Source organism: Microbispora sp. NBC_01389, assembly GCF_045040095.1.
Lineage (GTDB): Bacteria > Actinomycetota > Actinomycetes > Streptosporangiales > Streptosporangiaceae > Microbispora.
Window position 1 is genome coordinate 3,046,885 of the sequence record NZ_CP109552.1, and the last position, 11,776, is coordinate 3,058,660.

At 72.0% G+C, this 11,776-nt stretch carries 10 protein-coding genes; 3 read left to right on the forward strand and 7 right to left on the reverse strand.

What is annotated here, in order from left to right:
• Position 1: 1 nt before the first annotated feature.
• The 3 genes from OG344_RS13950 to OG344_RS13960 form a co-directional block, all read right to left on the reverse strand.
• Positions 2-3,307, reverse strand: coding sequence for a hypothetical protein (locus OG344_RS13950; RefSeq protein ID WP_405088565.1), 3,306 nt, complete (start codon positions 3,305-3,307; stop codon positions 2-4).
• 106 nt (positions 3,308-3,413) lie between these two features.
• The gene (locus OG344_RS13955) at positions 3,414-4,598 is read right to left on the reverse strand and encodes a hypothetical protein (protein ID WP_405088566.1); all 1,185 of its coding nucleotides are present in this window, start codon (positions 4,596-4,598) and stop codon (positions 3,414-3,416) included.
• Positions 4,599-4,647: 49 nt separating this feature from the next.
• Positions 4,648-5,379: a CAP domain-containing protein gene (locus OG344_RS13960; RefSeq protein WP_405088567.1), complete on the reverse strand. Its 732-nt coding sequence runs from the start codon at positions 5,377-5,379 to the stop codon at positions 4,648-4,650.
• A 338-nt stretch (positions 5,380-5,717) separates the two neighbouring features.
• On the opposite strand from OG344_RS13960, the gene rplM reads away from it, so the two are divergent.
• From rplM to glmM, 3 genes are read left to right on the forward strand one after another with little or no spacing between them, the layout of a single operon-like run.
• The gene (rplM, locus tag OG344_RS13965) at positions 5,718-6,161 is read left to right on the forward strand and encodes a 50S ribosomal protein L13 (protein ID WP_405088568.1); all 444 of its coding nucleotides are present in this window, start codon (positions 5,718-5,720) and stop codon (positions 6,159-6,161) included.
• Between the two features lie 30 nt (positions 6,162-6,191).
• Positions 6,192-6,713 carry a 30S ribosomal protein S9 gene (gene rpsI, locus OG344_RS13970; protein ID WP_327043717.1) on the forward strand — a complete coding sequence of 174 codons (522 nt, stop codon included), beginning with the start codon at positions 6,192-6,194 and terminating at the stop codon, positions 6,711-6,713.
• Position 6,714: 1 nt separating this feature from the next.
• Complete coding sequence (glmM, locus tag OG344_RS13975) at positions 6,715-8,100, forward strand: phosphoglucosamine mutase (RefSeq protein ID WP_405088569.1); 1,386 nt, start codon at positions 6,715-6,717, stop codon at positions 8,098-8,100.
• A 165-nt stretch (positions 8,101-8,265) separates the two neighbouring features.
• Here glmM and OG344_RS13980 read toward each other — a convergent pair whose 3' ends face one another.
• From OG344_RS13980 to OG344_RS13995, 4 genes are read right to left on the reverse strand one after another with little or no spacing between them, the layout of a single operon-like run.
• Complete coding sequence (locus OG344_RS13980; protein ID WP_405088570.1) at positions 8,266-8,721, reverse strand: hypothetical protein; 456 nt, start codon at positions 8,719-8,721, stop codon at positions 8,266-8,268.
• A 14-nt stretch (positions 8,722-8,735) separates the two neighbouring features.
• On the reverse strand, positions 8,736-10,079 hold the full coding sequence (locus OG344_RS13985) for an AAA family ATPase (RefSeq protein WP_405088571.1): 1,344 nt from the start codon (positions 10,077-10,079) through the stop codon (positions 8,736-8,738).
• Positions 10,080-10,119: 40 nt separating this feature from the next.
• Positions 10,120-10,836 carry an ABC transporter permease gene (locus OG344_RS13990; RefSeq protein ID WP_405088572.1) on the reverse strand — a complete coding sequence of 239 codons (717 nt, stop codon included), beginning with the start codon at positions 10,834-10,836 and terminating at the stop codon, positions 10,120-10,122.
• The gene (locus OG344_RS13995) at positions 10,833-11,765 is read right to left on the reverse strand and encodes an ABC transporter ATP-binding protein (protein WP_405088573.1); all 933 of its coding nucleotides are present in this window, start codon (positions 11,763-11,765) and stop codon (positions 10,833-10,835) included. The genes OG344_RS13990 and OG344_RS13995 overlap by 4 nt, the downstream gene beginning before the upstream one ends.
• Positions 11,766-11,776: the final 11 nt, after the last annotated feature.

Sequence of the window (11,776 nt, forward strand, 5' to 3'; positions counted from 1 at the left end):
CTCAGCGGGTGGCGCGCTTCTGGATGACCTTGGTCATGTGGTCGCGGAAGGCACCGCTGACCGGGCCGAGGCCCGTGTCCTTGGCGTCCGGCGTGTGCCCGTCGGCGTAGGTGGCGTAGCTGAAGACGATGTAGCGTCCCCAGACCATCCCCGCCGCGTAGCCGCCGGAGATCGTCACCTTGTCGGCCCCGCTCGCCCGCGTGCCGTTGAGGCCGCGGAACCAGACGTTGGCGCCGAGGTTCTTCTCCCGGTCCACGGCGAGCGCCGCCACCTTGCTGGGCAGCACCGCGATGCCCGCGGTGACCGCGTAGTCGCGCTTGCCGTCCACGTAAGTGGCCCTGAGCACCCGCCGGCACTGCTGGTCGGTGAGGGCGGTGGCGAACGCGCCCGCGGCCGCCTTCCCGCAGTCGTCGGTCACGTCGACCTTCACGCGGCGGTAGGTGCGTCCGTCCAGCGTCACCTTCTCGTCGGGGAACGCCTCGCCGGGCTTGAGGGTCCGGGGATCGGTCTGCTCGGTGTCCAGGATGGTGGAGGCGACCGCGGCGCTCGGCCGCGGCGCCGCGGAGGACGGAGCGGCGCCGGCCGGCGATGTGCGGGGCCGCGGGCCGCTTTCCGGCTCGCCCGCGTACGCGAAGTAGGCCGCGGTGCCGATGGCGCCCACGACGACCACCGCTCCGGCGGCCATCAGGATCCGCTTGACCTTCCCACCCTGAGGGGGAGGGGTGGTGGACCCGAGCGTCGCGGGAAGGGCGCTGCCGGGTGCGGTCGGGGGCGGTCCGAAACCGGGCGGAGGGGCGGGCCTGCCCGCCTTGGCCGGGGTCACCGGCGTGAACGCGAACGGGGTCTCGCCGTTCGGCTGAGTGGAGGAGCCGGTCGCGGGGGAGGTCGTTGGCATCTGTCCTGAATCGGCGTCGGGGGAGGCCGGCCGCTGAGCGTCGTCGGTCTCGGACAGGCTCACGGGCGGCGCGTCGTACGGTGCCGTGCCGGGGTCCGGCACGGCGGGCGGAGCGTCCCCGGGGGACGTTCCGGACGGTGTGTAGCCGGGAGGCAGGCCCGGAATCTGGCCCGGAATCTGGCCCGGGACCTGGCCCGGGAGGTGGTTCGGCGCCTGGCCGGGCGGCTGCTGCGATGGTGTGGTGTAGGGGCCCTCGGGGGACGGCGGGGGCACCGGCCACGTGCCCTCCTGCGGGGGGCCGCCGTACGGGCCGCCCTGGTCGTGGTGGGCGGCGTGCTGACCCGCGTACGGGACGGGCTGACCGGGCTCGTACGGCCCGCCCGGCATCGGGAACCCCTCGATCGGGGTGACGGCCTGGCCGATCTCCGCTCCGAAGCCCGCGGGCGGCCCCGCCGGAAGGGCGTACGGGCCGGATGCGGCACCGGCACCGGCACCGGCACCGGCACCGGCGGCTCCGGGCGGCAGGGCGCCATGGGGCGAGGAGGGGCTCCAGCCCGTCTCGTCTCCGCCGGCCTCGCCCCTGTGCGCGTCGTCCTCGTGCGCGTTGTCCCTGTGCGCGTCGTTCCCGTCCACGTCGTCCCTGTCCTGAGAGGACGGCCGGTCACCGGCGCCCTGAGGGTACGGCGCGGGACCGGAGCCGGGATCGCCGGGCAGGGCGCCGGAGGCCGAGGCCGCGTTGCCTGCCGTCTCGTCCACCGGGCCGTCCGATACGCCGGAGTGCTCGCCGGACGGGCCGGCCTGGTCACCGGCAATGCCGGGTTGCCCGGTGACGGTGGAGGAACCGGTTGGTCCGCTTCCGCCGCTCCGAGCACCGCTTCGATCGTTGTCGTGGCCGCTGCCGCCGGCACCGGCCGGGCTGCTGTCGCCGCTCGCGTGCGCGCCTCGGTAGACGCTTGAGGGTGGCCACGAACTCCCAACCCGGCCCTCGCCCTGGGGATCGGGCTCACCCGGCAGCCTCGGCGGCCACACGGGCACGTCGCCGGGTTCCCCGGGGCGGGTCGACGCGGCCGAGGAGGCGTGGGCCTCGCCGTACGCGCCGCCCGGCTCGCCCGGAGCCGGGAGCAGGTCGCCGGGCCGGGCGGGCACCGGGGTGCCCGGAGCGGCGGGCGCGTCCGGGGGCGGCGAGGGCACGGGCGCGGCGCCGCCGCTGACGTCCCGCGCCGGTTCCGCCGGTCGATCGGCTTGCGCCGGTTGCGCGGGCACGCTCTGGGCTCCCGGCTGACCGGGGTCTCCAGGTGCCCACCTCGCGTCTTCCGCGGGTCGGTCCTCCACGGGGCCCGGCGTCCACGCGGCGAACGACGGCACGCCAGGCGAGGGCTCGTCGGATCGTGGGGCCTCGGCCTGCGTCCCGTCGGGGCCCACCTGTCGCCACCAGGGGGCCTGGGGCTCCTGCGGCGGCTGCCACGACGACGGGGGCCGTGCGTCCTGCGGCGGCGGCCATTCGGTCGCGCCGGGGTTCTGCTGAGGCGGGACCGGGCCGGGATGGGCCACTCGCTGCCAGGCCGGTGGTCCCCCCTGGGCGGGAGACTGCCAGGCCGGTGGTCCGCTCTGCGCGGGAGGCTGCCAGGACGGCGTGCTCCCGCCCTGGTGTGCTGGGGGCAGGTCCGGCCCGGACGCGGGTTGCCGAGGAACCCAGCCGACGCCCGGTTCGGCGTCGCCCGGACGGCGCGGCGCGGGGAGAGCCCCGGCGTCCGGCTGAGGACCGGGCGGGACATGCTGGATGCCCGGCATGCCGGGCTGCGGGGCGGGAGGGCCGGGCTGCGTCCCCGGCGGAAGAGGGTGAGCGCCGTACGGGCCGTACTGTGCGCCCGGCGGGCCAGACTGGTTCAACGGGCCGGGAGGGACGGCGTGACCGCCGGGCGGAGGAGGCTGCGCGCCCGGCGGGCCAGGCTGCGGGCCGGGGGGAACGGGCTGACCGCCGGGCGGGCCGGGAGGAGCGGGCTGACCGCCGGGCGGGCCGGGAGGAGCGGAGTGGGCGCCGTGGGCGGGGGCCCCACCCCCCTCGGGCGGGGGGGCGTCATAGGCCGGGATGGCCCTGAACCTGTTCGTGTTCTCCGGGTCGTCATCGTCGTCGTAGCCGCCCTGCGCCCGCAGGCCGCCCTGGAAGCCGTACCGGGTCGGATAGGGGACGGCCGGCGGCGTCCACGGGTCTGCCTCGCCCGCCGCGCGGGTGGCGTCGGAAGCCCGGGCGGGGTCCTCGTCCGGCTCCGCCCGGCCGCGGCCGGGCGGCGGCGTCTGCCCGAAGCTCGGCGGTGGCGTCGCGGGTGTCGTCGCCGAGCCGTCGGCGTCCGCCTCGTTGCGAGTCCACGCCGTGTCATGTTCGTGCTCGGAACCGGAATCCTTGCCACGCATAGCCGGAAGCGTAACGGCGCGGACGCGATCGGCGTGCCTTCATGGGGGTTTCGGTCTGCCTTCCCGGACGCGCCCGCGCCGCGCTCACCTCAGTGAACGTGTGGTCTCAGCTGGGACCGCCGTTGAGCGCACGCGTGTCGAGGGCAGGGTAAACAGACGCGTCGGCTATGTCCGTCGCCGCCTGGTACAGCTTTTTGAGCTCGCTCTTGGTGGGTTTGTGGCCGTCCTTGAACTGGAACCACAACAGCACCGCGTAGTGCCCGTACGTCCAGCCTCCCGCGGACGCCTCGCCGCTGCCGAGATGCTTGGTCGCCTCGTCCTTGCCGGGGAGCGGCTTGAGGAAGTCCTTGCGCTCGTCACCGGCTCCGGCGGAGGCGACCTTCTTCGCCATCGCCGAGGTCCTGACGTTGGCGACCCCCACGGTGCCGATGATCGTGCCCTTGGCGTCCGCGAAGCTCGCGCGCAGCAACTGCGTGCAGCCGGCCGCCTTGAGCGCCTTCGTGATCTTCTCGCCGGTGACGCCGTCCGCGCACTTCTTCTCCTTGCGCGTCGCCGTGCGGACGTACACCCGCTTGTTGTTGACCGGTTTGGGCCTGCCGAAGATCTCTCGCAGCGACAGCGGGCTCTTGTCGGTCGTCCGTGAGGCCGCGTAGCCGTACTTGGTCATCGGGCGGTCGGGCACGAGCGCTGTGGGACGGGCCGTGGGACCCGGGTCCGGCGGGGGCGGCTCCTCGTTCTGGGCGGCGTACCACAGACCGGTGAGAAGCGCGCCGATCAGTGCCAGCAGGGCGAGACCGAGCACCCAGGGACGGCGCCACAGAGGTCCGCGGTCGTCGGGGTCCCACTGGGGCTCGGGTGGGGGTGGCACCCGCGGAACGGCGGCTTCGCGCCGCACCTCGCGGTTCTCCTGGGCCTGGTCCGGACCGATCTCACCCGCCCGGGGCGCACTCGCGGGGTCGTACGGCCCGCCCGGCAGGCCCGGGCCGGCCTCCCGGCGCGCGCCGTAGGGCGACTGATCGCGGCCGGAGTACGGCGAAGGCGCCCGGCCGGCGTACGGGGGCTGCTCGCGGTTCTCGTAGGACTGCTCCTCCCGCCCCTGCTCCTCCCGCCCCTGCTCCCACCCGTGCTCACGGTTCCCGTACGGAGGCTGCTCGCCGCCGTAGGGCGCCTCGCGGCGGGAGGGGGAGCGGGGCGAGTCGTCCCCGGCTCCGTACGGCGGCAGGTCCCGCCTGCGGGGATCGGGGGGGAAGTGCGGCTGGCGGGGTGGTTGCTGGTCGCCGGGATAACCCATGGCGCTGAGATTAGTCGGCGATCCGGACAGATGAGGAGATGAGGAAGGGTCAGGAATAACCGAAGTCCTCGGTCCACCACGGGCCTCCGGGGCCCGCGCTCACGCCGACCCCGGTCGCGACCAGGCGGCAGTTGAGCAGTGTGGCGCGGTCGGTGGAGCCGGCCATCCAGCCGCGTACGACCTGCTCGGCGGTGTCGTAGCCGCGCGCGATCGTCTCGGCCCCGCCGTCGCGGTAACCCGCGGCCCCCATGCGGTCCCAGGGGGTGGCTCCGCCCGGCGAGGTGTGCCGGAACCGGTTGCCCGCCGCCATCTCCTCCGAGTGCGCGCGGGCGGATCCGACCAGGCGGGGGTCCACGCGCAGCGGCCGGCATCCGTGCCTGCGGCGCTCGGCGTTCACCAGGCGCACCAGCTCGGCCTCCATCGAGGCGAAGCGCATCGGGTCCTCGCCGTAGGAGCCGCCTTCCCCGCCTGTTTCCGGGGTGAGCGTGGTGTACGACGAGCCGCCGCCGGAGCCGTCGATCATGGTCGACGGCCGCTCGCGCCGGGAGGATCTGGGCACCGGGGTCGTCCTGGTGACGACCTGGGGCGCCTCGGCGCGCGCCACGTGATCGAGGGGAGGCCGGTCCCCCCGCGCCGGCGCGAGGGCGTCCGCGCTGGGAGACGGCGGCCCGGGCTGCGACTCGCGAAGGTAGACGTTCCCGGCGCGGTCCGGGGCGGCGGTCACCCGGCCGATGACGACGCCGGTGAGAAGGACGGCGACGGCGCACGCCAGCAAACCCATCTGAGTCACCCGGAAGGGGCCCCGAAGGGTATTCCTTTTGTGAGGGGTCTGCCACATGCCGTCATCAAATATAGGGACCTGCGGCAGGGAGGAAGAAGGGGCGCATGGGGACGGATTTGATGAACGTTCAATTGTGTCGTTCCAGACACCCCTTCCGTCCGTCGTTTTGACCGTGCGAGACGGGGGCGGTAGTCTGCGAGTTCGTTGTGTGTGGACCGGTCTGCCCGCAGACCGGTGCACGGCGCGTCCGGCGTCTTCTCCCGTACATGTGGAGACGGAGGTTGTCGCCGTGCCTGCGCAACCTACCGAGAGTTCACATTCCGACAGAAGGCACTGCCGTGCGCACGTTCTCACCGAAGCCCAACGACGTCGAACGTCAGTGGTACGTCATCGACGCGACCGACGTCGTGCTCGGCCGGCTGGCCAGTCAGGTGGCGATCCTGCTCCGCGGGAAGCACAAGCCGATCTTCGCCCCGCATGTCGACACGGGTGACTTCGTCGTCGTCATCAACGCCGGCAAGGTCGCCCTCACCGGCAACAAGCTGGAGCAGAAGAAGGCGTACCGCCACTCGGGTTACCCCGGCGGTCTGCGCGCCGTCAGCTACGGCGAGCTCATGGAGAAGCGTCCCGACCGGGCTGTCGAGAAGGCCGTCCGGGGCATGCTTCCCAAAAACTCCCTGGGCCGGAAGATGGCCAAGAAGCTGAAGGTCTACGCCGGTGCCGAGCACCCGCACCAGGCCCAGCAGCCGGTGGACTTCCAGATCACCCAGATCGCCCAGTAATCGCGAGCCAGGAAAGTTAAGAGGAGAACCGTGGCCGAGCCCACCGGTATCGAGACGCTCGTCGAGGGCGAGCCGGAAGACTACTCCCCGGAGGAGTTCCCCTCCGAGTACACCACCGAGTCGGCCCCCGCCGGCGAGGGCGCCGCACGCAAGCCCGTCACCACGGGCAACTCGTACGGCACCGGCCGCCGCAAGGAGGCCATCGCCCGGGTTCGCATCGTGCCGGGCACCGGCAAGTGGACCATCAACGGCCGCTCGCTGGAGAGCTACTTCCCGAACAAGGTGCACCAGCAGCTCATCAACGAGCCGTTCGTCGTCCTCGGGGCCGAGGACGCGTTCGACGTCATCGCCCGTATCGACGGCGGTGGCGTGACCGGCCAGGCCGGCGCCCTGCGCATGGGCCTGTCCCGCGCGCTCGCCATCCTGGACGCCGAGGTCAACCGCCCGCCGCTGAAGAAGGCCGGCTTCCTCACCCGTGACGCCCGCGCCACGGAGCGGAAGAAGTACGGCCTGAAGAAGGCCCGCAAGGCTCCGCAGTACAGCAAGCGCTAACGTGTCGCGGGAGCCCGTAGGCGCCTCCTCCGGGGGGCGCCTCTTCGGCACCGACGGGGTACGTGGGGTCGCCGGGCGCGACCTCACCGCGGAACTGGCCATGGATCTCTCCGTGGCCGCCGCGCACGTGCTCGGAGACGCCGGGGCGTTCCACGCGAGTGTCGGGCGGCGCGGCCGCCCGATGGCCGTCGTAGGCCGGGACCCGCGGGCTTCAGGAGAGTTCCTGGAGGCCGCCGTGGTCGCCGGCCTCGCGTCGTCCGGCGTGGACGTCCTTCGACTCGGTGTGCTGCCCACCCCGGCGGTCGCCTACCTGACCAACGCCCTGGGCGCCGACCTCGGTGTCATGCTCTCGGCGTCGCACAACCCCGCGCCCGACAACGGCATCAAGTTCTTCACGCGGGGCGGCTACAAGCTGCCGGACGCGGTGGAGAACGAGATCGAGCAGCGGCTCGGGGAGAAGTGGGACCGCCCGGTGGGCCCGGCCGTGGGCCGGGTCCGGGAGGCGTACGGCGAGGCGGACAGGTATGTCTCGCACCTGCTGACCACCCTGCCCCACCGTCTCGACGGGCTGCGGATCGTCGTCGACTGCGCGCACGGCGCGGCGCACATGGTCGCCCCGGAGGCGCTGCTGCGCGCGGGCGCGGCCGTGGAGACCATCGGCGCCGCACCCGACGGGCTGAACATCAACGACGGTGTGGGCTCGACCCACCTCGCCCCCCTGCGGGAGGCCGTCGCCGAACGCGGCGCCGACCTCGGCATCGCCTACGACGGCGACGCCGACCGCTGCCTCGCGGTGACCGCCGCGGGCGAGGAGATCGACGGCGACCAGATCATGGCGATCCTGGCCCTGGCGATGCACGCCGACGGCCGCCTCGCCAAGGACACGGTCGTCGCCACGGTGATGTCCAACCTCGGGTTCAAGATCGCCCTGCGGGAGGCCGGCCTGTCCGTGGTGGAGACCACGGTCGGCGACCGGTACGTACTGGAGGCGATGCAGGACGGCGGTTACAACCTCGGCGGCGAGCAGTCCGGTCACGTGATCATGATGGACCACGCAACGACCGGCGACGGCCTGCTCACCTCGCTGCACCTGATGGCGGAGGTGGCGCGGCAGGGCCGTTCTCTCGCCGATCTGGCGTCGGTGATGACGAAGCTGCCGCAGGTCCTCGTCAACGTGCGGGACGTGGCCAGGTCCAAGGCGTCGGCGCCCGAGCTGCGGGAGGCCGTCGCGAAGGCGGAGTCCGAGCTCGGGGAGACCGGGCGGGTACTGATCCGGCCGAGCGGCACCGAGCCCATGATCCGGGTCATGGTCGAGGCCGCGTCACAGGAGCAGGCGAGGACCGTGGCGGACCGCCTCGCGGGGGTCGTCCAAGAGGTCTGCGCCTGACCCCCGCCCGTACGGCCGGCACGCGCCTGCGCGCCTGACACCACGACACTCCGAGGACCCCGCCGGGCACCCACCCGGCGGGGTCCTCAACGCATGCCGCCGCTGTTCGCCGAGTTACCCTTCTGACGCACGGCACGCCGACGTCGGCACCGTCCGCGTCTGGAGTCACTCGTGCGCTTTGAGTTGTCCGTCCAGCGTCCAGATCCCGACCTCGACGCCGATCACGCGTTCTCTGTACATCTCTCGCTCGGTCAGGATGCACAGGTCGCCGAGGCCGAGCCCGCTCATGGCATGATCGGCCAGACCGATCCCCGTACCGCCGCCTTCGAGGAGCTCGCGCAGGAAGGGCTCGCCCCACTCCACCGTGTGCAGCACCCAAGGCGCTACGCCCCTGACGACCAGGTCGAGGAGGGCGTGGAGCTTCTTCGCCCGATCCCGCCGGTCGTGACCGTTCGGGAGTTGCGCAATGTGGTTGCCCGTCTCGATGACCGCGGTGACGGGCAGGATGAGATCACACTGGCGTCGCTTGAGCAGCAGCTCTTCCGCGATCTCTCGCTGGTGCTGGTTCTTGCCCGGTACGTCGAGGAGATTGCACAGGATCGACGTGTCCACGAATTCCACGCGTCGCGCCACCGTCACCCGATCCCCATGAGACGGTCGAACTCGGAGAAGTCGTCGCGACGCTCCTCGCCCAGCAATCCCGCGGTGACGACGGAGCCGAGGTCTCCCTGGGCCATCAGCCGCGGGTAGCCGTCCAGCTCGGGCAGGGGCGTGAGGGTCGACTCCTGAGTCTCCCGGTCGCGGGAACAGACAATGACGGACTTGTGGTCCTCGGCGGACAGTCCCGACAGCAGCGCGGGACTGTGCGTGGTGAACAACACCTGCGCTCCGTCGTCCTTGACCGCCCTGCGTACGAGTTCGAGGGCCTTGCCGGCCTGCGAGGGATGCAGCCCGTTCTCCAGCTCCTCGATGACCACGGTCACGGGGCGCTCATGGTCCGGCATGCCGCCGAGATCCACGTCCCGGCCACGAGTGATCAGGGTTGTCGCGATGGCCATGAAGCGCAGCAGGCCGTCGCTCATTTCCCGGGCGGGGGTGACGGAACGGCCCTCTCGCAGCGCGAGCATGACGTCGTTCAGTTCGGACCGGATGACGTCGATGCCTGTCACCTCGTGTTCGACGAGATCCCGGACGAGCCCGACCAGATGGGCGAACTGGTCAGGATCGCGCTCCGCCATCTGGCCGATCACGGCGGAGAGGTTCTCTCCTGTCCGCCGCAGCCGCACGTCACGCCCAGGCACGTACTGCCGCATGAGGTGCGGGACGGGATCGAGATGGAACACACCCTGAAGTGTTTGGACCACATCCTTGGCGGCCTGGACCACGTGCCTTTCCGCCTCGGTGTCCTGCGCCAGCCGGAGCGGAAGCTGGGCAGTCAGCAGCCTGGTGGAACGGAAGGAGGCCGCTCGATCACGTCCGCGGGTTCCCCGGTACCAGGTGGCCTCGATGCTGCCGCCTCCTGGCGCAGGCTGGCGGGTTTTTAGGAGGTTGTGCAGGATGTTTGCCGTCGGATCTTTCGTGTTGCGGAGCTTGCCGGATGCCCCGGACAGCGTCTCGCTGACGATTTCGGGTTCCGGCCTCACCTTCACGGTGAGGTCGAGGTGGAGGACGACGTAGCCGTTTCCCGTCCGATCAGGCGACAGGACGCTGCAACCCAGACGGAAGCGGTCCGCGCCGTGAGGGGGACATCCCTCGATGCCCCCGCGGAGGGGGCCCTCGTCGCCACGGCGGCTGTCGAGAGCGTCGACCAGGTCCGCGCCCGTGGCAAGCCGGGAGAGCACTTCCAGCCCGTCGAGGGCGTTCGACTTCCCGCTGCTGTTCCGTCCGATGAGCACGGTCATGTCGCCCATCCGCAGCACGGACTCGTTGCGGAAGGACTTGAACTCGGTCAGGCGGAGTTGCGCCAGGCGCGGTGTCATGCGTCCCACCGTAGCGACAACGAGGGGCGTCGGTCTGTGGTCAGTCGTCGCCGGTGAGGGAGAGGGAGCGCAGGCGCTGGCCGGTCCACAGGACCGCCCCGACGGTGACGATGACCATGGCCGGTACGGCGAAGCCCAGCGTCACCTCGGTGGAGAAGAAGGCCGACGAGGAGACGTGGTCGGCGAGCGACTGGGCCCACTGCTGGATGGAGAACTTGCGCGCTCCGGGCACGTAGCCGCCGACGACGCCCTCCCAGACGAGGGCGTAGATCACGCCGATCGCGACCGCGTGCCGAGTGAGCACGCCCAGGAGCAGGAACACCGCCGCGTACGCGACCGCGCCGAACAGCGCCCCGAGCGTGAACCCGGTCGCGACGCCCGACTCCATGCCGGTCAGGAGGTAGGCGGCGGCGAACGTGGAGACCGCCGCGAAGACCGCGATGATGGAGGCCGCGACCACGAACTTCGTCACCGCGATCACCGGGCGGGAGATCGGCTTGGACAGCAGGTGGATGATCGTGCCGTCCTCGATCTCCGGGGCGATGACGCCCGTCCCGCCGATCAGCCCGAGCAGCGGCAGCATCGTGCCGATCGCGAAGCTCTTCATCAGCGTCACGGCCGTCTGCTCGGACGGGCCGTTCATGAGCCTGAGCAGCAGCGCGATCACGACGAGCGCCACCGGGAGCAGCACCAGCAGCCAGATCCGCTTGCGTCCGAGCATGGCCCGGTACGTGATGTCCGCGACCACGGTGTTCATCGGGAGCTCCCGGAGATGAGGTAGGAGAAGACGCTTTCCAGGTCCTCGTCGGTGGGGGAGACCTGCCACAGGTGGACGTCGAGGTCGCGGGCCGTCCGGGGCAGCAGCGCGGTGAAGCGCGCGAAGTCGGTGACCTGCACCTCGATGCCCTGCTCCGTCAGCGAGACGGCGCTGGAGGACAGATCGGCGATGAGGGAGGCGGCGAGCCGCCGGTCGTCGCTCGACCTGACCCGGAACTGATGCGGCCGGTCGGCCATGCGCCGCCGGATCTCCCGGTAGTCGCCCGACGCGGCGTGCCGTCCGGCGACCAGGACCTCGATGTGGTGGGCCACCCGCTCGACCTCTTCGAGGATGTGCGAGCTGAACAGGATCGTCCGGCCCTCCTCGCCCATCCGGCGGACGAGGTCCATCAGGTGGAGCCGCTGCCGCGGATCCATGCCGTTGAACGGCTCGTCCAGCAGCAGCACCTGCGGGTCGTGGACGAGGGCCGCGGCGACCTTCACGCGCTGCCGCATGCCCTTGGAGTACGTCTCGATGCGGCGGCCGGACGCCTCCGTCATCTCCACCAGGTCGAGGGCCCGGCGGGCCGCGTCGTCGGGGGACGGCAGGCCGTGCAGCCGGGCCGCCGACAGCACGAACTGCCGGCCGGTGAGGAAGCCGTACACGGCCTCCTTCTCGGGCACCAGGCCGATCTGCCGGTAGATGTCGTGGTTGTGCCAGATCTGCCGGCTGTCCAGGGTCGCCGTGCCGTTCGACGGCGCGAGGAATCCGGCCATCATGTGCAGCAGCGTCGACTTGCCGGCGCCGTTCGGGCCGAGCAGGCCGGTGACGCCGGGCCCGATCGTCATCGTGACGTCGTTGACCGCCACGACGTTGCCGTACCAGCGGGAGACCTGGGCGAGTTCCAGCACGCCCTGGCGGGTGGTCACGGGGGGACTCG